The sequence below is a fragment of the Erwinia persicina NBRC 102418 genome (genome assembly GCF_001571305.1).
Classification (GTDB): domain Bacteria; phylum Pseudomonadota; class Gammaproteobacteria; order Enterobacterales; family Enterobacteriaceae; genus Erwinia; species Erwinia persicina.
In genome coordinates this window covers 160,026-181,369 of sequence record NZ_BCTN01000008.1, presented here as the reverse complement: position 1 = coordinate 181,369, position 21,344 = coordinate 160,026, and the positions used below count along the sequence as shown (strand labels likewise).

Below are 21,344 nucleotides of genomic sequence, written 5' to 3'. Positions count from 1 at the left end.
GAGCGAAATATGAAAAAGAGCATCCTCACCGCGACCCTGCTCGCCCTGTTCGCCACCTCTCTGCACGCGGCGCAGCCGCTGCGCATGGGGGTGGTGGTGAAAGTCGGCGGCATTCCCTGGTTTAACGCCATGGAAGCTGGCATCAAAAGTGAAGCCGCTAAGCGCGGGATCAAGGCCTGGCAGGTTGGTCCTACCTCGGCCGACCCGGCTCTGCAGGTGCGTGCCATAGAAGATCTGATTGCGCAGAAGGTGGATATTATCGGCGTGGTGCCCAACGACCCGAAAGTGCTGGAGCCCGTGCTGCAGCGTGCCCGTGCGGCGGGAATCACGGTGATCACCCACGAGTCGCCGGGCCAGCCCAATGCCAACTGGGACTTTGAACTGGTGGATGCCACTACCCACGGTATTAACCACATGAAAGCGCTGGCGCAGTGCATGCACGAGAAAGGCAAATACGCCATGTATGTCGGCAGTCTGACCGTTCCGCTGCATCAGCAGTGGACCGACGCCGCACTGAACTATCAGAAAGCACATTATCCGCAGATGCAGAAGGTCGGCGATAAATTTGGTGTGGGGGAGTCGCTGGACGACGCTATCCGCACCACCAACGAGCTGATGTCGAAATATCCCGACCTCGGGGGCATTCTGGCCTTTGGATCTCAGGGGCCCATCGGGGCGGGCCGGGCGGTGATGAACCGTCAGAAGATCGATCAGGTGTGCGTCATCGGCGCGTTCAGTCCGGGCCAGGGCGCCTCACTGGTGGCGAAGGGGGCGATTAAAGGCGGCTATATCTGGAACCCGATGACGGCAGGCGAAGTGTTTGTGCGCCTGGCCGATATGATCGCAAAAAAACAGCCCATCACTGACGGTATGACCATTGAAGGACTGGGCAGCGTCCATGTTGACGAGAAGACGCACACCATTCTCGGCAACAACACGGAAAGCCTGGATAAGGCTAATCTGCCGAAACTGGTCAGGCTGGGGTTATAGATGACGAACTCAAGCGCCCCCCGACCGCTGATTTCACTGGAAAACCTGTCGAAAACCTTTGGCGGCAACCGCGCTGTCAGCGATCTGTCGCTGTCACTGATGCCAGGCGAAGTCCATTGCCTGGCCGGGACCAACGGCTGCGGTAAAAGCACGCTGATTAAGGTGATTGCCGGCGTGCATGCCCCGGACAGCGGCAGCCGTATCGTGCTGGGTGACGGGGCGCATTTTACGCGTCTGACGCCCAAACAGGCGCGCCAGTGGGGGATTCAGGTGATCTATCAGGATCTCTCCCTGTTCCCTAATCTGAGCGTGGCGGAAAACATCGCTTTCGAACATAACCTGCAAAGTCTGCTGGGTTGGTATCGGGAAAAAACCGTGCGGCAGACCGCGCAGGCGATGATTGATGAATTGCAGTTCAGTCTGAATCTGGACGATAAGGTGGCCTCACTGTCTATTGCCCGGCGCCAGCAGGTCGCCATCTGCCGGGCGCTGGTGGCTGACGCCCGGCTGGTGATTATGGATGAGCCCACCGCCTCGCTGACGCGAACGGAGGTGAATCAGCTCCTGCGCACCGTGCGCTATCTGAAAGCAAAAAATATCTGCGTGGTGTTCGTCAGCCACCGCCTGGATGAGGTACTGGAGATCTCCGACCGGGTCACGGTGATCCGCGACGGTCATAAGATTGGCACCTGGCCTGCGGCGGAAATCGACAGTACCCGTCTGACGGAGCTGATGACCGGGATGGCGCACACCTTTTCTCTGAAGCCGCCGCTGGCCGTGGAGGCACGGCGGGTGCTGGAAGTGGAGCATCTGACCCGCGCCGGTCAGTATCAGGACGTCAGCTTTACCCTGCGTGAGGGGGAGGTGCTGGGGCTGTGTGGGCGCCTGGGATCGGGCCGGACCGAACTGGCGCTGTCGCTGTTTGGTATGACCCGACCGGACAGCGGCCGCATCTGGCTGGACACCAAACCCGTGCATTTTCGTTGTCATCAGGATGCGATTAAATCCGGCGTCGCCTACCTGTCGGAGGATCGTCTGACGCTGGGGCTGATCCAGCAGCAGTCGGTGGGCGACAACCTGGTGCTCTCCGTTCTTGATAAGTTGCGCAACCGCGTAAACCTGATCGACGAGGATCGCAAAAATCAGCTGATCCAGGCGTGGATTGCCCGGCTGGGCATTCGTGTCAGCGATCCTGACCTTCCGGTCTCTACCCTGTCCGGCGGTAATCAGCAAAAAATCGTGCTGGCGAAGTGGGTGCTGACCCGGCCTAAAATTCTGATCCTCGACTCCCCCACCGTGGGGGTCGATGTCGGGGCCAAAGCCAGCATTTACCGCCTGATCCAGCAGCTCGCCCTGGAGGGGCTGTCGATCATCCTCATCTCCGATGAAGTGCCGGAAGTCTGGTACAACTGCGACCGTATTTTGCATTTCCGCGACGGCACCATCCACGCCGAATACCAGCCAGCCTGCGTGCAACAACAACAGCTGATGGAGGCCATCAATGCCTGACTTCACCCGCTATACCCCGCGTACCAGCCAGGGCTGGATGGCCTGGGTGCTGCTGTTGAGCTGCCTGCTGTTTTCCCTCGGCAGTGACCAGTTCCTCAGCGTGCAGAACCTGCTCGACCTGGCAGAGAGCTATGCCGTGACCGGCATCTTTGCGCTGGGGCTGTTTGTGGTGCTGGTCACCGGCGGGATTGATATCTCATTTGCCGCCGTCGCCTCAGTGGTGCAGTACCTGGTGGCTCAGCTGTTTGTGCAGTTTCAGTTCGACAATGCCCTGGTCAGCATCCTGCTGGCGATCGTTTGCGGCACGCTGTTTGGCATGGTGAATGCGCTGCTGATTTATTCGCTACGTATCGTTTCCATCATCATCACCATCAGTATGCAGTCGCTGCTGTTTGGCCTGCTGATGTGGCTGACTGACGGCCGCAGCCTGTATGCCCTGCCCGAATGGTGGACCACCCTGCGCAGCGTGCTGCCGTTTGAGCTGCACGGCCAGCCGTTTCAGATCGGCCTGCCGCTGGTAGTGATGCTTTTTCTCACCGGACTGACGTGGGTGCTGCTGAATAAAACCCATCTCGGTCGCCAGCTGTATGCGGTGGGTGGCGACATTGAGTCCGCACGGCGTGTAGGCATTCGCGTGGGCCTGATCCATCTGCTGGCGTATGGCTATCTTGGGGCGCTGGCGGCGATTGGGGGCCTGGTGCAGGTCTATCGCATGGGTGAAGTGGTGCCCAACGCGCTGGTCGGGCATGAGCTGGACGTGCTGGCCGCGACGGTGCTGGGCGGAGCCAGTCTGATGGGCGGCAAGGGGACGGTCACTGGCACGCTGATGGGGGTGTTTCTGATTGCCATCCTGAAAAATGGCCTGAATCTGCTCGGCGTCTCTGATTACTTCATGAACATTGTCGTCGGGCTGGTGATCATGGCAGCGATTGCCATTACCCACTACAAAAAACGCAAAGAAACTGATGTCAGCTTTGTCTGAGGAACCTGCCATGAATGCGCTTAAAAACGTGAAAATAAGCGGTGTGAACTGCGGCCTGTTGCTGCTGACGGGGCTGGTGGTGATCGTGTTCAGCCTGCTGATGCCGGGCCGGTTCTTCACCGATGCCACCTTTACCAGCATGGCCTTTCAACTGCCGGAACTGGGGCTGCTGACGCTGGCAATGTTTATCGCCATTCTCAGCGGTGGGCTTAACCTGTGCATTATTGCCACCGCCAACCTTACCAGCCTGTTTATCGCCTGGCTGCTGCTGCACTTTTTACCCGCCGGGGCGGGTATCCCCTTGCAGCTGATGTGGCTGGCAGTAGGCATCCTGGGGGCGGCGGCGATTGCCGTGATCATTGGCACTGTCACCGGGCTGATGGTCGCCAGGATCGGTGCCCACCCCATCCTCGTGACCCTGGCCACCATGATGACGGTTAACGGCATCGGTATTTACCTCACCAAAGGGGCGGCCGTCAGCGGGATGCCGCAAGTGCTGCGCGTCCTCGGCTCCGGCAGTCTGCTTGGCGTACCGCTGCCGCTGTGGTTGTTCCTGGCAACGGCGGCCTTAATGGCGCTGTTCCTCGGAAAAACCCGCACCGGAAAATGCATTTACATGTGCGGTAGCAATATCAACGCCACCTGGTTCAGTGGCATCCGTACCCACCGCCTGCTGATCACCGTCTATGTCCTCTCCAGCCTGCTCTGCGTTCTGGCCGGACTGGTGATGATGGCACGCTTTAATTCAGCGCGTATCGGCTACGGTGACGCCTACCTGCTGCTGACCGTGCTGGCGATTATCCTCGGCGGGGCCGACCCGAACGGGGGTTTTGGCCGCGTCAGTGGGGTGGTGCTGTCACTGATTGCCCTGCAAACCCTCTCAACCGGATTCAACCTGATGAACCTCAGCCAGCATTTCAGCCTTGCGATGTGGGGCGCGCTACTGGTGGTGGTACTGATGGTGAAGTTTTATCTGGGCCGCTGGCGCGAATCCCATGCCCGACGAAACAGCCGGACGGGCAGCCACCCTGCCCCTTTCACTGAAAAAAAGGAAGTCTGATGCGTACCCAAATTTCACCTTCGCTGATGTGCATGAATCTGATGGAAATTAAACAGCAGCTGTCCGTGCTGAACACCCGCGCCGATTTTTTGCATGTCGATATCATGGACGGCCATTACGTGAAAAACATCACCCTGTCGCCCTTCTTTATTGAACAGATCCGCCCATTTACCCAGGTGGCCATTGATGTCCATCTGATGGTGGAAGCGCCGACCAACTTTATCGATGCCGTGGCCAGGGCGGGGGCGGATTATATCTGCCCGCATGCGGAAACCATCAATCGTGACGCCTTCAGGGTGATCAACCATATCCGATCGCTGGGTAAGAAAGTGGGCGTGGTGCTTAACCCCGCCACCCCGGTCGCCTTTATTCATCACTATATTCACCTGCTGGATAAGATCACCGTGATGACGGTTGACCCCGGCTATGCCGGTCAGCCGTTTATCAGCGAAATGGTGCCAAAAATCGCCGCGCTTAACGCGCTGAAAAAGCAGGAGGGGCATCGCTACCTGATTGAAATTGATGGTTCCTGCAACCAGCAGACCTATGAAACCCTGCTGGGCGCTGGCGCGGAGGTGCTGATTGTCGGGACCTCCGGCCTGTTCAACCTGCATGCTGACCTGGCCACGGCCTGGGATCGCATGAGCAGCCATATTGCTCAGGCCCGCCGCACCGTACAGGAGTCCGCATGACAGACCAGTGGTTAGGCATTGATATTGGCGGAACCCGCACCCGGCTGATGCTGATGGACGACCCGCAGCGCTGGCTGAAGTTTCAGCAGATTGCCACGGCCAGTTGGGCCACGCCGGCAGAGGCACTGCTTCAGCTGGCGCGGCAGATCGGACAGTTTATTGATGCACAGCCGGTCAGCGGTGCGATGCTGGGCCTGCCCGGGATTTTGTCACGCGACCGTCAGCAGGTGCTGTCACTGCCGTTTATTCCACAACTGGACAATCAGCCCGTGGCGGTGCGGTTAAGCGCTCTGCTGGGTATGCCCGTGGCCATGGATAAAGACGTCAATCACCTGATGTTGTGGGATCTGTTGCAACGTCCGACGCTGCCCGACAGTGCGGTCGGGCTTTATCTGGGCACCGGTATGGGTAACAGCCTGTGGCTTAACGGACGGTTTTATCACGGTGCACATGGGGCAGCCGGTGAGCTGGGCCATATCCCCTTTGGGGACAGAGCGCTGCCCTGCCCGTGCGGTAATCACGGCTGTGCCGAGACAGTCACGTCCGGCCACTGGCTGAGCGACTGGGCCAGGACGCAGCTACCCGGGACGCCACTGGAAAAGGTATTCAGCGATCACCGTCACCATCCGGAGCTGGAGGCCTTCGTCACCCGCCTGGCAAAGGTGATTGCCCTGGAGATGAACATCCTCGACCCCGATACGCTGATCCTCGGCGGCGGCGTGCTGACGATGGCAGATTTTCCGCAGGACGCCCTTCAGCAGCAGATCCGCCAGTATCTCCGCCCACCGATCACCCGGCGGGCACTGAATATTGTCTTTAGCATTTCCGGCGATCAGGCGGGCGCACGCGGGGCCTGCCTGGCCGCACAGCGTCACTTCAGGAGAACATGATGAAAGGTAAGGTGTGTGTTTTCGGTTCTTTTAATCTGGATATCGTCGCCGGAATGTCCCGCTTCCCACGGCCAGGCGAGTCACTGATCGCCGACAACAGTATGATGGGACCGGGCGGTAAAGGGGCTAATCAGGCGATGGCGGCCCTGCGGGCGGGTGCGAGGGTGCACTATATCGGCAAGATCGGTCAGGATGATTTCGGCAACTTTGCCCGCCGTCATCTGGAAAACAGTGGCTTCGATGCCATCACGCTGTTTACCTGTAAAGAAAAACCGACGGGTAACGCGCTGATCTACGTGGCGGGAGATGATGCCGAGAATATGATTTCTGTCTATCCTGGCGCCAATCTGACGGTGACCGCTGCCGAAGTGACCCGCTGCCAGCCGACGGTGGCCGCAGCGGATATTCTGCTGATGCAGCTGGAAAATAATCTCAGCGCCATTCAGCGGATGATCGACACCGCCCAGGCTGCCGAAACCCGGGTGATCCTCAACCCGGCACCGTGGCAAAAGGTCAGCGATACGCTGCTGGCCAGGGTCGACCTGCTGACGCCCAACAGCCATGAAGCGACCCAGCTGACCGGTGTGGCGGTCAGTGATTTTGCCAGCGCACAGCGTGCGGCTCAGGTGCTGCATGATAAAGGCGTTCGTCAGTTGATCATCACGCTCGGTATGCAGGGCGCCCTGCTTTCCGATCGGGGGGAAGTCCTGCATATTCCGGTGTTCCCCGCTCAGCCACTGGATACCACCGGCGCCGGAGATGCCTTTAACGGAGCGCTGGCCGCGCGCCTGGCCGCGGGGGAAACACTGCCCCAGGCTGCCCATTTTGCCGCTGCCTATGCTTCTGTCTGCGTGGAGCGTCGCGGCGCCGCCCATTCCATGCCGCTGTATGCCGATGCCTTAGCACGGTTGCAGCAGCATCCGACAATCCAGGCCATCGATCCGCGTGCGGCGACGGGTGTCAGTCAGTGACCGGCTAAGGGTGCAGCCAGCCCTCCAGCAGCGCGTGCTGCAACAACGTCACGGTTTTACCGTCCTGGATCCGGCCATCTTTCACCATCGCCCAGGCCTCAGGGAAGGTCATTTCCAGCACGTCGATATCTTCGTCGTCGATGCCGCCACCTGCGTTTTCACGCCGGGCATCGCTGTACTCCGCCGCAAAGAAGTACACCATTTCGGTGACACCGCCCGGTGACATATACAGAGCAAACAGCTTTTCCACCTCCCCGACCACGTAGCCGGTTTCCTCTGTGGCCTCGCGGCGAATGCACACTTCCGGGGAGTCGTCGTCCAGCAGTCCGGCACAGGTTTCAATCAGCATGCCCGAAGGATTACCGTTTACCCAGGTGGCAATACGGAACTGGCGCGTCAGCACCACGCTGTTTTTTTCGCGGTTGTACAGCAGAATGGTCGCGCCGTTGCCGCGATCGTAAACTTCGCGTTTATGGCGGAGGGTGGATCCGTCTTTTTTCGTCAGGTCATAAGTGAAATTGCGCAGAGTGAACCAGTTTTCTGACAGGATCTTATTTTTGATAACGTCAATCTTGGCTGACATACCGTCTCCGTTGGGGTGTCCGGGAGAGGCTGATCATAGAGGGTTTTCGCGGCCAGAGCGATGAGAATAATAAGAAAAGGCGGCCCGATAAGGGCCGCCCTGCTTATGCAACACGGGGAACAGGACCGCGACATGGTCCCCCGGTTTATCAGTGGTTATGTTCTTCCTTCGCCAGTGCGTGAACCCGCTTACGCGCACCGAACCAGCCCAGCACCAGCACAATGGCAATCAGTGGGATAGCCGCCACCGTGTAGGTTCCGTTTGGATAGTCGAATGCCATCAGCACCAGCACGCTGAACAGGAACAGCAGCGTCAGCCATGAGGTAAAGGGTGCCCATGGCAGCTTGAAGCTGACATCTTCCGCTTTGCCTTCTTTAATGGCTTTGCGCAGACGCATCTGGCACACCACGATAAACGCCCAGGAGGAGAGGATACCCAGCGCCGCAACGTTCAGCACAATTTCAAAGACGCGGGAAGGCACCACATAGTTCAGGTAAACACCAATGATGTAGACACCAATGGTGACCAGGATACCCATGTAAGGCACCTGCTGGCCGCTCATTTTCGACATGAATTTCGGTGCGGAGCCGCCCATCGACATGGAGCGCAGAATACGCCCCGTCGAATAGAGGCCTGAGTTCAGGCTGGATAGCGCCGCGCTCAGTACCACGATATTCATAATGCTGCCGACGTAAGGCACGCCAAGTTTAGAGAAGAAGGTAACAAACGGACTCTGCCCTGCCTGATAGGCATTCCACGGCAGCAGCAGCACCAGCAGCACTACGGAGCCAACGTAGAACAGGCCAATACGCCAGATCACGCTGTTAATCGCTTTTGGCAGCATGGTTTTCGGGTCTTTACACTCGCCTGCCGCCGTACCCACCAGTTCGATGGAGGCGAAGGCAAATACCACGCCCTGCACCAGCACCAGCGCCGGCATCAGACCGTTCGGGAAGAAGCCGCCGTTATCGCTGATCAGATGGAAGCCGGTCGCATTGCCATCCAGCGGCTTGCCGCTGCCAAGGAACACAACACCCACCACCAGGAAAATGACAATCGCCAGGACTTTAATCAGGGCAAACCAGAACTCCATTTCGGCAAACCACTTCACACCGATCATGTTCATGGTGCCGACGATGGCCAGCGCCCCGAGGGCAAACACCCACTGCGGTACATCACCAAATGCGCCCCAGTAGTGCATATAGAGCGCGACGGCAGTGATGTCGACAATCCCGGTCATTGCCCAGTTGACGAAGTACATCCAGCCGGCCACGTAGGAGGCTTTTTCACCGAGGAATTCGCGAGAGTAAGAGACGAAACTGCCGCTTGAGGGGCGATGTAAAACCAGTTCCCCCAGCGCACGAAGAATGAAGAAAGAGAAAATACCACAGACCAGATAGACAATGGCCAGTGCCGGGCCTGCGGCCTGCAGGCGAGAGCCCGCGCCGAGAAACAGCCCCGTACCAATCGCGCCACCGATGGCAATCATCTGTACGTGACGATTGTCCATAGCTTTATGGTAGCCAGAATCATGAGAGTTTAACCAACGCCTTCTTGCAGCGCGCTTTTCAGCGCCCGTTTTCTTTTCAGCTTTCATTTTCAATCCTATTTCCTGTCCACAAAGTGATGCGGTTACCTGTCCCGGGTATCCTGTTTCTTATAGGCCAACCAAACGATTGCGTACGCGACGCAGGCGTGGAAGATCCCCCTGTTTGCTGTAATTTTATTCATGACGCAAGCAGGGAAATCGCGGCGATGCATCCTAACCGTTCTGATTAATCGACGCAAAAATTCCACGCTGGAAATCGTGAGCTTTTGTAATTTTTGTCGGGTGGCGCATAAAAAAACCGACCGCAATTTGCGGTCGGTCAGTGCAAGCACTAAAGACTACACAGGGACAGACAGGGACTACAGGAGATGAGGGTAAAACGGGTATTAACGGTAAATCTCAGCGTTTCCTGACCAGAGGCTGGAATCGCCCGGGGTGTTGGCACCGATCACCCGGAAGCTGCTGGCACCCATGGCATCCGCTTTTTTCGCCAAATGGCGCGTAGCATCGTCCAGCGTGCCTCTGACACCATTCACCGACACCGTGCCAATACTGTGCAATTCTGCCGCCTGGCTTTGTTCCACCTGCGTGGCGGCCAGCGTAGAGAATGACGTCGCAGCAAGCAGTGTGGCCGCGATCACTGCGGGTAACATCTTGTTCATCATGAAGCTCCTCGGGAAAGCGTATCGATTAATGTAGTGACGGGATTGATTATTACCGTTTCAATGAAAAGCAGAGTGAGCAGTGCGTAAAGCCGTTAAAACATTCCTGGCATTGCGCGTGACTGCGCCAAGAAGCGTAAAGAGATATGTCGGAGTTCGGCAGATGTAACGGGCAGTGACAGGCAGGGACTACTGCTTCAGTAAACCTTAGCGCAGCGTTATAATCACCCTCCTTATATTAAGGATAATAAATGTGACCATCATACGCTCCCTGACGCATAGCCTGGCCCGCGCGCTATTTACCATTGTCCTGCTGTCCGTCATTACCAGTGGGCTGGCGCTGCTGACTCTGTCCGGCAGCCTGCGGGATGCAGAAGCCATCAATCTTGCCGGTTCCCTGCGGATGCAGGTCTATCGCCTGAGCTGGGACATCAGCACTCACTCCCCCCTTTCTGCACAACATATTGCTGACTATCAGCGCACACTGCACTCCCCCGCGCTGAAGGCGCTGGATCGTTTTTATGTGCCGGACCCCGTGCGCCAGGGGTATCGTGAACTGCTGGTCACCGCCCGGCAGACTGCCTCCGCGACAGTGGGAAACCACCAGCAGGTGATTAACGAGGTCGATAAAATCGACCAGTTTGTGCTGGCCCTGCAGCACTGGGCCGAACTGAAAATGCGGATGGCCGCCCTCGCCTGCCTGCTGGGTTTACTGGCCATTACCCTGCGGGTCTGGTTTATTCTGCGTCATATTCGCCAGCAGGTTGTCGGGCCGCTGCAACAGCTGGTCAGCGCCAGCGAAGCGATTGAACAGCGGCGCTTTCATTTTCCACCGCTCAGCACCGGTCTGCCTAATGAACTGGGCGTGCTGGCGCGGGCGTTTACCCGCATGTCCACTGAGCTGGAAAAATCGTGGCGGGCGATGTCCCTGAATGTTGAGGAAAAAACTGCCGATTTAACCCAGGCCAACCGCCGCCTGAGGCTGCTGTATGCCTGTTCTCAGCAGCTCAGCCACAGCATCAAAGGGCAGGAGGCCTTTCAGCAAACCCTGCGGCTGGTGTCTGACCATGAAAAGCTCAGTTACATTGAGCTTTCCACGCCCGAGTTTGGGCGACTGAGCGCAGGACACCGTCTGCCGGACAGAGTGTGGCAAACGCTGCCCCTGCATCCGCATCCGGAACAGCCCCCCTGCGGTGTGCTGCGCTGGCAGGCGGAGGAGAGTGAGTCGCCGCTGATGAAAAGCGTGGCCTCTTTACTCGTCCACGCGCTGGAACTGTGGCAGGCACAGCAGCAGGTACAAAGCCTGCTGTTGCTGGAGGAGCGTGCGACTATTGCCCGAGAACTGCATGACTCGCTGGCGCAGTCCCTGACTTTTTTGCGCATTCAGCTTGTCAGGCTGAAACGTACGCTCAACGCGGAGGCCACCGCCGCACGGGAGATCGTAACGGAGTTTGAAGAAGCACTGAGCACGGCAAACCGGCAGCTGCGTGAGCTTCTCACCACCTTCCGGCTGACCATTGAACCGGCCAGCCTGACGCGCGCGCTGGAGCAGGTTATTGCCCCTCTGCGCCAGCAGACTGACGCCCCGATTGTGCTGAAAGGGCAGCTTGAGGTACGGCTTCCGGCCCAGCAGCATATTCACGTATTACAGATTGTCCGCGAGGCCCTGCTTAATGCCGTACAGCATGCGAACCCAACGGAGATTACCGTCAGCGGCGATTACGATGCAGCAAGCGGGCTGACAATCGCTGTTACCGATAATGGCGTGGGCATTGCCTCGCTGGAAGAACCCGAAGGACATTACGGTCTGACCATCATGCATGAACGTGCTGCACGGCTGAACGGCCAACTGACCATTGTTCGTCACACGCACGGAGGCACTGGCGTGTCTTTACACTTCAAACCGCTCACTGAGATGGGTTCTGACAAGGAGTAGCACCATGGAAGACAACACCGTCAGCGTGATGATTGTCGACGATCACCCCCTGATGCGTAACGGCATTCGTCAGCTGCTGGCGCTGGAGCCCCGGTTCCGGGTGACGGCAGAGGCGGCCAGTGGTCACGACGCGGTCGCGCTGGCGCGGCAGAATCCCCCCGACCTGATACTTCTGGATTTGAAAATGAAGGGACTCTCCGGTCTGGAGACGTTTAACGCCCTGCGCGCTAACGGCATACTTGCCCGGATCGTCGTGCTGACGGTATCAGATCTGCGCGGCGATATTTCCGCCCTGCTGGAAGCCGGGGCCAGCGGCTACCTGCTGAAGGACAGCCCTCCGGAACAGCTGCTGTCGCAAATTATCCGGGTGGCGGAGGGCGGCGTCGCCTTTAGTGCACCGCTGAACGCGCTGCGTAATAACGATAACTGGAAAGCCGATCCCTTTATTATTTTGACAAAACGCGAGCAGGAGGTCATGAAAGAGGTGGCCTGTGGCCATTCAAATAAACAAATTGCAGAGAACCTGGCTATCTCCGAGCAAACGGTCAAAGTTCATATCCGCAACGTATTACGTAAGCTGAATGTCCGTTCACGGGTAGCGGCTACCGTCATGTGGCTGGAATCAAACCACGCCAGTTTGTAACCAGAGGGGCCACGGCCTGCGGGATTATTTACATATTCTCCTCATTTTCTCCACGATTGTTTCATCAGCGGCGGGTAAAGTGATCCCCTGCCGGAGCATATTGATTAAATTATAAATTTGCCCCGCCCCATACCGATGACATGACGGGATATCTGTCTTAAACGCCGCAGGGAAAACCGGCATTTTTGTTATTATTCAGGCTATATCCAACAGACTTCACGATGCAGGCAGCACGCCCGCAAATCCCTGTAAACAGAGAAAGCGATCTCTCGGGGTGGCGGACACGGCCGACAGACCGGCACCTGATGGACGACGGGTATACCTGCTGCGGAGCTAGAGATGGCCAACTTTTTTATCGATCGCCCGATTTTTGCCTGGGTTCTGGCAATACTGATGTGTCTGACCGGGGGGCTGGCCATCGTCTCTCTGCCCATTGAACAGTATCCTGACCTGGCGCCTCCTAACGTGCGCATCACCGCCAACTATCCGGGGGCGTCTGCTGAAACACTCGAAAACACCGTCACTCAGGTGATCGAGCAGAATATGACCGGCATTGATAATCTGATGTATATGTCGTCGCAGAGCAGCAATACCGGCCAGGCAACCATTACGCTGACCTTTGAAGCCGGCACAAACCCCGATGAAGCCCGCCAGCAGGTGCAGAATCAGCTACAAACCGCGCTGCGAAAACTGCCGCAGGATGTCCAGTCGCAGGGGGTGACGGTCAATAAAACCGGTGATACCAATATTTTGATGGTCGCCTTCGTGTCGACCGACGGCAGCATGGATAAACAGGATATCTCGGACTATGTTGCCAGTAATATTCAGGATCCGCTCAGCCGCATTGACGGCGTGGGACAGGTAGATGCATACGGTTCACAATATGCCATGCGTATCTGGCTCGATCCCAATAAGCTGATTAACTACACCCTGACCACCAGCGATGTGGTGACCGCCATCAAATCGCAGAACAGTCAGGTCGCGGTCGGCCAGCTGGGTGGCCTGCCCTCTGTCGACAGCCAGGCACTGAATGCCACCATCAACTCTCAGTCCCTGCTGCAAACCCCGGAGCAGTTCCGCGATATCACCCTCAGGGTCAATGCCGATGGCTCAGTGGTGACGCTGGGTGATGTGGCAAAAGTGGAGCTGGGCGCGGAGAAGTATGATTACCTCAGCCGCTATAACGGCATGGCCGCGTCAGGGCTGGGGGTCAAGCTGGCCTCCGGGGCCAATGAGCTGCAAACGGATACCCTGGTCCGCGCCCGTCTTGACGAACTGTCACACTATTTTCCCCACGGGCTGAAGGCGGAGATCGCCTACGAGACCACGCCGTTTGTCAAAGCCTCCATTGAAGACGTGGTGAAAACCCTGTTTGAAGCCGTGCTGCTGGTCTTCCTGGTGATGTACCTGTTCCTGCAAAACTTCCGCGCCACGCTGATCCCGACCATTGCCGTGCCGGTGGTGCTGCTGGGCACCTTTGGCATTCTCTATCTCTTCGGTTACAGCATCAACACCCTGACCATGTTCGCGATGGTGCTGGCCATCGGCCTGCTGGTGGATGATGCCATCGTGGTGGTGGAAAACGTGGAACGGATCATGAGTGAGGAAGGTCTGTCGCCACGGGAGGCGACGCGCAAATCCATGGGGCAGATTCAGGGGGCGCTGGTCGGTATTGCGCTGGTGCTGTCGGCGGTCTTTATCCCGATGGCCTTCTTTGGCGGCACCACCGGGGCTATCTATCGCCAGTTTTCAGTCACGATTGTCTCCGCCATGGTGCTCTCCGTCCTGGTGGCGATGATCCTTACCCCTGCCCTGTGTGCCACGCTGCTGAAACCACTGGCCAAAGGCCACCATCACGGCCGCCGGGGATTCTTTGGCGGGTTTAACCGCCTGTTTAACCGCAGCGCTGAACGCTACGAGCGCGGCGTGGGCAAAATTCTGGCCAAAGGAGGCCGCTGGCTGGTGCTGTATGTGGCGCTGCTCGCGGTGATGGCCCTGCTGTTTATCCGCCTGCCCACTTCTTTCCTGCCGCTGGAAGACCGGGGTATTTTCACCACCCAGGTTCAGCTGCCGCCGGGTTCCACCCTGCAACAGACGATGAAGGTGGTGGAAAAAGTTGAGAAATACTACCTGACGCACGAGAAAGACAACGTGCTGTCGGTGTTCGCCACCGTCGGTGCCGGCCCTGGCGGCAACGGGCAGAACGTGGCGCGGATGTTTGTGCGCCTGAAAGACTGGCAGGATCGCAGCGGCAGTGACAATACCGCCTTCGCCATTATTGAGCGCGCCACTAAAGCCTTTGCAAAAATCAATGAGGCGAAAGTGATTGCCAGCAGCCCACCCGCCATCACCGGGCTGGGCAACTCGGCCGGCTTTGATATGGAGCTGCAGGATCACGCCGGGCTGGGCCATACCGCGCTGATGGCGGCACGCAACAGCCTGCTTGAGCTGGCGCAAAGCAACCCGTCCCTGACCCGGGTCCGTCATAACGGTCTGGATGACAGCCCGCAGTTACGTATCGATATTGATCAGCGGAAAGCCCAGGCCCTGGGCGTGTCGCTGGATGATATTAACGCGACGCTGCAAACCGGCTGGGGGTCGACCTACGTCAATGACTTCCTTGACAGAGGACGGGTGAAAAAAGTGTATGTCCAGGCTGACGCCACCTTCCGCATGCTGCCCGATGACATCAGCAAGTGGTATGTGCGCAATGCCAGCGGCGAAATGGTGCCCTTCACCGCCTTTGCCCGCTCTCACTGGGAGAGCGGTTCACCCCGCCTTGAACGCTACAACGGCTATTCCGCCGTTGAAATTGTGGGGGAATCGGCACCGGGCGTCAGTAACGGTGCGGCCATGGACGTGATGGAGAAGCTGGTCAGCCAGCTGCCGGTGGGGATTGGCCTGCAGTGGACGGGGGCATCGCTACAGGAGCGTATGACGGGGGCACAGGCCCCGGCGCTCTATGCGCTGTCACTGCTGGTGGTCTTCCTGTGTCTGGCCGCGCTGTATGAGAGCTGGTCGATTCCTTTCTCCGTCATGCTGGTCGTGCCGCTGGGGGTGATTGGTGCGCTGGTGGCCACCTGGCTGCGCGGGCTGGAAAACGATGTCTACTTCCAGGTCGGCCTGCTGACCGTGATCGGACTGTCGGCGAAAAATGCCATTTTGATCGTCGAATTTGCCAGCGAAATGAATACCCGGGGGCGTGATTTGGTGGAATCCACCCTGGAAGCGTCGCGCCAGCGCTTACGGCCGATTCTGATGACTTCGCTGGCCTTTATTTTCGGCGTCCTGCCGATGGTGATCAGCAGCGGTGCCGGGTCCGGCAGCCAGCATGCAGTCGGCACCGGAGTGATGGGCGGGATGATCTCCGCCACGGTACTGGCAATCTTCTTTGTGCCGCTGTTCTTTGTGCTGGTGCGCCGCCGCTTCCCGCTGAAAGAGAAACACCGGTAAAAAACAAAAAGGCAGCCGGTTAATGGCTGCCTTTTATAATTTAATTGACTGAAAATAAAACACTTTGATGCTATCACCATGCTTTTCTTGTCTGAAACGCATTACTTACGTAACATCGTTTCGATAAAGTCTTTCCAGTTCCCCAGTTCTAAATCAATCATAGTAACCTCTCTTTTTATGTAGGTTCATTTTAAGAGTATTCCTAAACAAAAGAAAGATCAGGATCCCAATTACTGCCATCGGTAAAACGAGTTAAACGATAATTCAATGAAAATGTGCTACGCCGCACAGTTCGTAGGTGATGATTTCTCAGGGGATTATTAGTCGTAGCATAATTAAGAGGCTTCGTATATCCGGCCGGTGCGGCTGAACAGCTCAGGCAACCCCTCGTCCATCGTCTCAAGAGGAACATCGACCCCGGGCGGGGCCGGATGACTCACTATTTCAGAATGATGATTTTATCGTAACCACCGCTTTCACTGTCGATATGCGTTTTCGCATCGGGGTGATCCCGCATCACGGCATCAACAATATGGGCGAAATCCTCGCAGCGGGTTTCTTTTTTACGCTTCAGTACGATCGTGGACTGGGTTTCTTCTACCGTATGTGCGGCCGATTCTTTCATGTAGTTCATCGCTCCCCTCCTCTTTAATCACGGGCTCACTCCCCTTCTCATCGCGCTCGTCGCTATTGTCCTGCATTGAGCTCATCCGAATATAGATGAATCCCACAAAAAACAGAAGGGTACACAAGTCTGACTTTTACCGGCAGCGCATCAAACGTTCTTCCTGGCGTCTGACTTTCATCATCTCAAGGGCTGTCTGCCGGCGCTATCCACTGTAAACTGTCACCAGCAATTATCAGACGGCACAGGAAACGGATACCGATGACAGAACAGAGCCCGAAAAATACCTTTACAATGTATGGCATCAAAAACTGCGACACCGTCAAAAAAGCGCGGAAATACCTGGAAGCAGGTGGCGTGAACTATCAGTTCCATGATTACCGTGCTGACGGATTAGAGGCAGATTTGCTGCAGCGCTTTATTGATGTTCTTGGCTGGGAAGCCCTGCTTAACACCCGCGGTACCACCTGGCGCAAGCTGGAAGAATCCGAGCGAAAGGCAGTGGATAATCCGGCAGCGGCATTAACACTGATGCTGTCACAGCCTGCCATGATCAAACGCCCGTTGCTCTGCGCCGCCGACGGCTCTATGCTGCTGGGCTTCAGTGAAGCCACCTATTCGCCGTTTATTCAGGAGAAGTCATCATTATGCACTGTCCGGTCATAGAGCTGACGCAGCAGCTTATTCGTCGCCCCTCCCTCAGCCCTGATGATGCCGGTTGCCAGGCTATTCTGATTGCCCGTTTACAGGCGCTGGGTTTTACCATTGAACCCATGAATATTGGCGACACCCTGAATTTCTGGGCATGGCGCGGCGAAGGGGAAACGCTGGCCTTTGCCGGTCATACTGACGTCGTACCGACCGGGGATGCCAACCGCTGGATCAATCCCCCGTTTGAACCGGCCATCCGCGACGGGATGCTGTTTGGCCGCGGTGCCGCCGATATGAAAGGGTCGCTGGCCGCGATGATCGTCGCCGCGGAACGCTTTGTTGCCGCCCATCCGCAGCACAAAGGGCGTCTGGCCTTTCTGATCACCTCCGATGAAGAGGCCAGCGCTGCCAACGGCACCGTGAAAGTCGTGGAAGCGCTGATGGCGCGCAATGAACGCATGGATTACTGCCTGGTGGGCGAGCCGTCCAGTACCGAAGTAGTCGGCGACGTGGTAAAAAATGGCCGTCGCGGCTCGATTACCGCTAACCTGACCCTTCATGGCGTCCAGGGACACGTGGCCTACCCGCACCTTGCCGATAATCCCGTTCACCGCGCCATGCCTGCGCTGAATGAGCTGGTGGCCAGGGAGTGGGATCGGGGCAATGAATTCTTCCCGCCGACCAGTATGCAGATTGCCAACGTGCAGGCCGGGACCGGCAGCAACAACGTGATCCCCGGTGACTGTTTTGTGCAGTTTAACTTCCGTTTCAGCACTGAACTGACCGATGAAATGATCCGGCAGCAGGTTCAGGAACTGCTCGATCGCCATCAGCTGCGCTACACCATTGAGTGGAAACTCTCCGGTCAGCCGTTCCTGACCTCACGCGGTAAGCTGGTTGATGCGGTGGTTAACGCGGTTGAGCACTATAATGAAATCAGGCCGCAGCTGCTGACGACCGGCGGCACCTCTGACGGACGCTTTATTGCCCGCATGGGCGCGCAGGTGGTGGAATTAGGCCCGGTCAACGCCACCATTCATAAAATCAATGAGTGCGTGAAAGCCGCCGACCTGCAGCTTCTCAGCCGCATGTACCAGCGGATCATGGAACAGCTGATCGCATAAAGGTGAAATGATGGAATTTATAAAGCACTACTGGTGGATCCTGGTGATCCTGCTGATGATTGGCATTCTGATGAACGTTTACAAAGATCTGAAGCGCATCGATCATAAAAAGTTTCTCGACAACAAGCCAGAACTCCCACCACATCGTGATTTTAACGATAAATGGGATGATGAAGACGACTGGCCGAAGAAGAAATAATTTCCTCCCGATTCAGGGCCGACCGGAAAACACGGTCGGCCCCGACACGCTAATCACATCAGTGCAATCACATCATCATCGCCCGGTTTGGCGCCGCTTAGCGCTTCGTCAAAATAACGACGCGGTACGGTAAACTGCAGGCGTTCGAGCGCTAAGCGCATCGCCCGCTCGTCGATGGCATGCGGCAGGTCGTCAATAATGTCCAGCGTCACATCCCCTCCCAGCGCAGACAACCGCTCTTCCGCCGCAACCGCATGCGTCAGCGGCAGCACGGTATCATGATCACCATGGATCAGGTGGATGGTGGTCCGCGTTCCGGCCTGGTCAGGCAGCGTGGCATACCGGCCACTGAAGGCCACCACCCGGCCTGCCAGTCCCGGCTGCACCTTAATCGCCTCCAGCGCCATCGTCGCGCCCTGAGCAAAGCCTATCAGGGCGGTTGCCCGCGCATTGACCCCACTCTGCTGCTGCCAGTGGCGAACGCTGGCAATAAAGCCGTCCATTGCGCCATCATCCTGCTGCTGATGACCGTCCGGCACGGATGGCCTATACCAGTGAAAACCCCCGTCAGCATCCGCCTGCGGCCCGCCGACGCTGACCACCAGCGCACGCGGAAAAGCCCCGGCAAACCAGTGGCCAATCTCGCCCATTGCCACCGGATTATCGCCGGCGGCGTGATACAGCAAAAAAAGCTGTGTCGCGGGTAACGAGGGGGTCTGAACGACAACATGGGGAAGTTTCATGGTGAGCTCCTTAAGCTATTGCCAGGATCATACGCCCCTGCAGGCTGAAGAACAGGGGGTATTTTTGATGAAGACGGTGGATTTATTGCAATGAGATGACCCACTGCCGGTGCTGTTGTGCCCGCAGTGGGTCCCGCGCCATCAGTCCCTGCTGTGCCTCCTGCCGCCAGGCAGCCAGCAGCGCCTTACGCCCGGACAACCGAAACCGGGTGCAGATCTCACCCGGGGAGAGTCCCTCACTGATGGCCGCACGCAGCAGCGGCAGGGCTGACGACACCGTGCCAATCAGTCTTCCCAGTGCGGCATAGCTGACCTCAAACGGTCGCTGTGCCCAGGCAAAACCGGACAGTTCCAGCCAGTCATCGTCGATCAGCGTCAGGTCATCATCCGCAGCCAGGGGCAGCGCCTGTGAACCCGACTGGCGATGCAGCCAGCCCGCATTTCGCGCCAGACGTCGGGTGGCCGATCCCGCCAGCCGCTCTCCGGCCGGGCTGAGAGGCAGGATGGCCATCGCCGTATAACAGCCGCTGCTGGCCTCACGATGGGTGCCGAAGCGCACCAGCTGAAAACCACAGCGCTGCCAGAAACGCCACAGCGGGTCGGTAAAACCAAAGCTGACGGATAAAAAATCCAGTCCCGGGGTAAGCTCCTGACAGCAGGCGACCAGTTGCTGACCGGATCCCTGCCCGCGTAGCGGTGCCGCGACGGCAATCCGGCTGATGCGCCGTGAACGCAGCTGGGGCGCGTCGATATCACCGGCATGGGCCGCCAGCGACTGGGCGACCAGGCTACCGCGCGGACGGCGGGTGCCGGCCCAGATGGCGGCAGACAGCCCGGCAGAAAGCCCCCCCTCGTCCACCAGCCATAGCGCCCCCTGCACGCTGTCCCCCTGGAGGGCGGCAATAAAGTGCATCCCCGGCGCATCCATCATCCGCCGCAGATCGAGCGGTGAGGTACGATAGTGCGCGCTGGTCAGCAGCTGATAGACCGCCGCCATGCGTGCGGGCTGGCGTATCCAGTCCGCCTGCTCCAGCGGCAGGCAGGCCAGCGGCCCCGACTGCGGAGGAGCAACAGCATCGTCAAACAGCAGGGCCTCCGCCACGATCCGCTCCAGCGGGTCGCCCGCTGCCCAGCGCAGGGGGGCGTCCAGCCGGTAATGCGTCACGTCCGGCAGGCCGTCGCAAAACTTCAGCATAAAACCGCGTCCGGTTCCCTCATAGCCCTGCACGGTGGTGGTCAGCAGGACGCGGGGGAAAAGGGTCACCAGTTGCTGTAACAGCGGGGCAGGAATGGCCGCGGCCTCATCGACCAGCAGCCAGTCAACGCCGGAGGCAAGCTCCTGCGCGCTGGCCAGCAGACGATCCGGTGCGACAAAGTGATAGCGCTCTCCGGCAAAACCGGCGAGCACGTCCGTAGCGGCGCGGGCAGGCGCAGTGACCAGACAGCGCCCGGGCCAGCGGGCCGCCAGCATACCGGCCAGCGCGGATTTTCCCCGGCCACGGGCGGCGGTCAGCGCGTAAATGCCCGGGGGGGCATTGATCAGCCGTTCAAGCACCCGCTGCTGTTGCTGGCTATCGGTCTGCCAGTCCGGGGGCAGCGGGACGGGGGAAATCATCAGAGGATGGGACTGACGCCAGTTGACCACGCCAGCATCGGTCAGCAACAGTTGTTGAAAGCGCTGAACAAAGCGCGGACTGGCGCAGGGTCGATCGCTATCACTCCAGCGCAGTGAATCGGTGTCGGGGCACTCTGCCCAGCGATCCCATTCGGGCAGCAGCAGCAGCAGCCAGCTCCCGGCACGCAGCGTGCCTGCCAGTGCGGCAAAGGCCTCTGCATGAAAACCCTCCCGGGCGTCAAAAACCGCATGGTGGAACTCCCGGCCCAGTAGCGTGCGCAGGGCCTGCGGCTGGCAGTGCAAGGGGGCAGAAGCGTCACTGCCCACCCACAGCCAGTCACCCGGGAGCTGCGCCATCAGGCTGGTGGCCTGCTGCCTGCACCACGCCGGTGCTCCGCTGAGGGTCAGTAAACGGCGGCAGCCCTGCTGCCGATGAACGGCAGCGGCCGCGACAAGCTCATTCACGC

20 protein-coding genes are annotated in these 21,344 nt (G+C 58.3%); 13 read left to right on the top strand and 7 right to left on the bottom strand.

Annotation, left to right across the window (positions count from 1 at the left end; translation table 11 throughout):
• Positions 1-9 precede the first annotated feature (9 nt).
• The 7 genes from EPE01S_RS11060 to rbsK are packed head-to-tail and all read left to right on the top strand — an operon-like array spanning position 10 to position 7,094.
• Complete coding sequence (locus tag EPE01S_RS11060; RefSeq protein ID WP_062744826.1) at positions 10-990, top strand: substrate-binding domain-containing protein; 981 nt, start codon at positions 10-12, stop codon at positions 988-990.
• On the top strand, positions 991-2,499 hold the full coding sequence (locus EPE01S_RS11055) for a sugar ABC transporter ATP-binding protein (RefSeq protein WP_062744824.1): 1,509 nt from the start codon (positions 991-993) through the stop codon (positions 2,497-2,499).
• Positions 2,492-3,481, top strand: coding sequence for an ABC transporter permease (locus EPE01S_RS11050; RefSeq protein ID WP_062744822.1), 990 nt, complete (start codon positions 2,492-2,494; stop codon positions 3,479-3,481). Before EPE01S_RS11055 ends, EPE01S_RS11050 begins: the two co-directional genes overlap by 8 nt.
• A gap of 10 nt (positions 3,482-3,491) precedes the next feature.
• Positions 3,492-4,541, top strand: coding sequence for an ABC transporter permease (locus EPE01S_RS11045; protein ID WP_062744820.1), 1,050 nt, complete (start codon positions 3,492-3,494; stop codon positions 4,539-4,541).
• On the top strand, positions 4,541-5,233 hold the full coding sequence (gene alsE, locus EPE01S_RS11040; protein WP_062744818.1) for a D-allulose 6-phosphate 3-epimerase: 693 nt from the start codon (positions 4,541-4,543) through the stop codon (positions 5,231-5,233). The genes EPE01S_RS11045 and alsE overlap by 1 nt, the downstream gene beginning before the upstream one ends.
• Positions 5,230-6,123, top strand: coding sequence for an allose kinase (gene alsK, locus EPE01S_RS11035; RefSeq protein ID WP_062744816.1), 894 nt, complete (start codon positions 5,230-5,232; stop codon positions 6,121-6,123). Before alsE ends, alsK begins: the two co-directional genes overlap by 4 nt.
• Positions 6,123-7,094, top strand: coding sequence for a ribokinase (gene rbsK, locus EPE01S_RS11030; RefSeq protein WP_062744814.1), 972 nt, complete (start codon positions 6,123-6,125; stop codon positions 7,092-7,094). The genes alsK and rbsK overlap by 1 nt, the downstream gene beginning before the upstream one ends.
• 4 nt (positions 7,095-7,098) lie before the next feature.
• Here the strand turns inward: rbsK and nudK are convergent, their stop codons facing one another.
• The 3 genes from nudK to EPE01S_RS11015 form a co-directional block, all read right to left on the bottom strand.
• Positions 7,099-7,677, bottom strand: a complete 579-nt coding sequence (gene nudK / locus EPE01S_RS11025; protein WP_062744812.1) for a GDP-mannose pyrophosphatase NudK — start codon at positions 7,675-7,677, stop codon at positions 7,099-7,101.
• A 148-nt stretch (positions 7,678-7,825) separates the two neighbouring features.
• Entirely contained in the window at positions 7,826-9,274 is a 1,449-nt protein-coding gene (gene ansP / locus EPE01S_RS11020; protein ID WP_062744946.1) for an L-asparagine permease, read from the bottom strand.
• 338 nt (positions 9,275-9,612) lie between these two features.
• Positions 9,613-9,888: a YdgH/BhsA/McbA family protein gene (locus EPE01S_RS11015; RefSeq protein WP_062744810.1), complete on the bottom strand. Its 276-nt coding sequence runs from the start codon at positions 9,886-9,888 to the stop codon at positions 9,613-9,615.
• A 253-nt stretch (positions 9,889-10,141) separates the two neighbouring features.
• On the opposite strand from EPE01S_RS11015, the gene narQ reads away from it, so the two are divergent.
• The 3 genes from narQ (at position 10,142) to acrD (ending at position 15,920) form a co-directional block, all read left to right on the top strand.
• The gene (gene narQ, locus EPE01S_RS11010; RefSeq protein WP_062744808.1) at positions 10,142-11,824 is read left to right on the top strand and encodes a nitrate/nitrite two-component system sensor histidine kinase NarQ; all 1,683 of its coding nucleotides are present in this window, start codon (positions 10,142-10,144) and stop codon (positions 11,822-11,824) included.
• 4 nt (positions 11,825-11,828) lie between these two features.
• Complete coding sequence (locus EPE01S_RS11005; protein WP_062744806.1) at positions 11,829-12,467, top strand: response regulator; 639 nt, start codon at positions 11,829-11,831, stop codon at positions 12,465-12,467.
• A gap of 339 nt (positions 12,468-12,806) precedes the next feature.
• Positions 12,807-15,920, top strand: coding sequence for a multidrug efflux RND transporter permease AcrD (acrD, locus tag EPE01S_RS11000; protein ID WP_062744804.1), 3,114 nt, complete (start codon positions 12,807-12,809; stop codon positions 15,918-15,920).
• Between the two features lie 101 nt (positions 15,921-16,021).
• Here the strand turns inward: acrD and ypfM are convergent, their stop codons facing one another.
• Positions 16,022-16,081 carry a protein YpfM gene (ypfM, locus tag EPE01S_RS23430; protein WP_118665656.1) on the bottom strand — a complete coding sequence of 20 codons (60 nt, stop codon included), beginning with the start codon at positions 16,079-16,081 and terminating at the stop codon, positions 16,022-16,024.
• A gap of 278 nt (positions 16,082-16,359) precedes the next feature.
• Complete coding sequence (locus EPE01S_RS10995; RefSeq protein WP_062744802.1) at positions 16,360-16,554, bottom strand: hypothetical protein; 195 nt, start codon at positions 16,552-16,554, stop codon at positions 16,360-16,362.
• 252 nt (positions 16,555-16,806) lie between these two features.
• Between EPE01S_RS10995 and EPE01S_RS10990 the strand changes: the two genes are divergently transcribed.
• Genes EPE01S_RS10990 through EPE01S_RS10980 form a run of 3 tightly spaced genes read left to right on the top strand, consistent with a single transcriptional unit; the run spans position 16,807 to position 18,519 of the window.
• A complete protein-coding gene (locus EPE01S_RS10990; RefSeq protein WP_062744800.1) occupies positions 16,807-17,211 on the top strand; it encodes an ArsC family reductase in 405 nt (134 codons plus the stop codon).
• The gene (gene dapE, locus EPE01S_RS10985) at positions 17,193-18,320 is read left to right on the top strand and encodes a succinyl-diaminopimelate desuccinylase (RefSeq protein ID WP_062744797.1); all 1,128 of its coding nucleotides are present in this window, start codon (positions 17,193-17,195) and stop codon (positions 18,318-18,320) included. The genes EPE01S_RS10990 and dapE overlap by 19 nt, the downstream gene beginning before the upstream one ends.
• A 10-nt stretch (positions 18,321-18,330) precedes the next feature.
• On the top strand, positions 18,331-18,519 hold the full coding sequence (locus tag EPE01S_RS10980) for a YpfN family protein (protein WP_062744795.1): 189 nt from the start codon (positions 18,331-18,333) through the stop codon (positions 18,517-18,519).
• Between the two features lie 53 nt (positions 18,520-18,572).
• Here EPE01S_RS10980 and ypfH read toward each other — a convergent pair whose 3' ends face one another.
• Together ypfH and EPE01S_RS10970 are read right to left on the bottom strand one after the other, a co-directional pair.
• Complete coding sequence (ypfH, locus tag EPE01S_RS10975; protein ID WP_062744793.1) at positions 18,573-19,262, bottom strand: esterase; 690 nt, start codon at positions 19,260-19,262, stop codon at positions 18,573-18,575.
• 82 nt (positions 19,263-19,344) lie between these two features.
• On the bottom strand, positions 19,345-21,342 hold the full coding sequence (locus tag EPE01S_RS10970; protein WP_062744790.1) for a tRNA(Met) cytidine acetyltransferase TmcA: 1,998 nt from the start codon (positions 21,340-21,342) through the stop codon (positions 19,345-19,347).
• Positions 21,343-21,344: the final 2 nt, after the last annotated feature.

Bases quoted from the DNA above. Each gene is read 5' to 3' on its own strand.
- EPE01S_RS11060 (WP_062744826.1), top strand. From the start codon at position 10: ATGAAAAAGAGCATCCTCACCGCGACCCTGCTCGCCCTGTTCGCCACC.
- EPE01S_RS11055 (WP_062744824.1), top strand. From the start codon at position 991: ATGACGAACTCAAGCGCCCCCCGACCGCTGATTTCACTGGAAAACCTG.
- EPE01S_RS11050 (WP_062744822.1), top strand. From the start codon at position 2,492: ATGCCTGACTTCACCCGCTATACCCCGCGTACCAGCCAGGGCTGGATG.
- EPE01S_RS11045 (WP_062744820.1), top strand. From the start codon at position 3,492: ATGAATGCGCTTAAAAACGTGAAAATAAGCGGTGTGAACTGCGGCCTG.
- alsE (WP_062744818.1), top strand. From the start codon at position 4,541: ATGCGTACCCAAATTTCACCTTCGCTGATGTGCATGAATCTGATGGAA.
- alsK (WP_062744816.1), top strand. From the start codon at position 5,230: ATGACAGACCAGTGGTTAGGCATTGATATTGGCGGAACCCGCACCCGG.
- rbsK (WP_062744814.1), top strand. From the start codon at position 6,123: ATGAAAGGTAAGGTGTGTGTTTTCGGTTCTTTTAATCTGGATATCGTC.
- nudK (WP_062744812.1), bottom strand. From the start codon at position 7,677: ATGTCAGCCAAGATTGACGTTATCAAAAATAAGATCCTGTCAGAAAAC.
- ansP (WP_062744946.1), bottom strand. From the start codon at position 9,274: ATGAAAGCTGAAAAGAAAACGGGCGCTGAAAAGCGCGCTGCAAGAAGG.
- EPE01S_RS11015 (WP_062744810.1), bottom strand. From the start codon at position 9,888: ATGAACAAGATGTTACCCGCAGTGATCGCGGCCACACTGCTTGCTGCG.
- EPE01S_RS11005 (WP_062744806.1), top strand. From the start codon at position 11,829: ATGGAAGACAACACCGTCAGCGTGATGATTGTCGACGATCACCCCCTG.
- acrD (WP_062744804.1), top strand. From the start codon at position 12,807: ATGGCCAACTTTTTTATCGATCGCCCGATTTTTGCCTGGGTTCTGGCA.
- EPE01S_RS10995 (WP_062744802.1), bottom strand. From the start codon at position 16,554: ATGAACTACATGAAAGAATCGGCCGCACATACGGTAGAAGAAACCCAG.
- EPE01S_RS10990 (WP_062744800.1), top strand. From the start codon at position 16,807: ATGACAGAACAGAGCCCGAAAAATACCTTTACAATGTATGGCATCAAA.
- dapE (WP_062744797.1), top strand. From the start codon at position 17,193: ATGCACTGTCCGGTCATAGAGCTGACGCAGCAGCTTATTCGTCGCCCC.
- EPE01S_RS10980 (WP_062744795.1), top strand. From the start codon at position 18,331: ATGGAATTTATAAAGCACTACTGGTGGATCCTGGTGATCCTGCTGATG.
- ypfH (WP_062744793.1), bottom strand. From the start codon at position 19,262: ATGAAACTTCCCCATGTTGTCGTTCAGACCCCCTCGTTACCCGCGACA.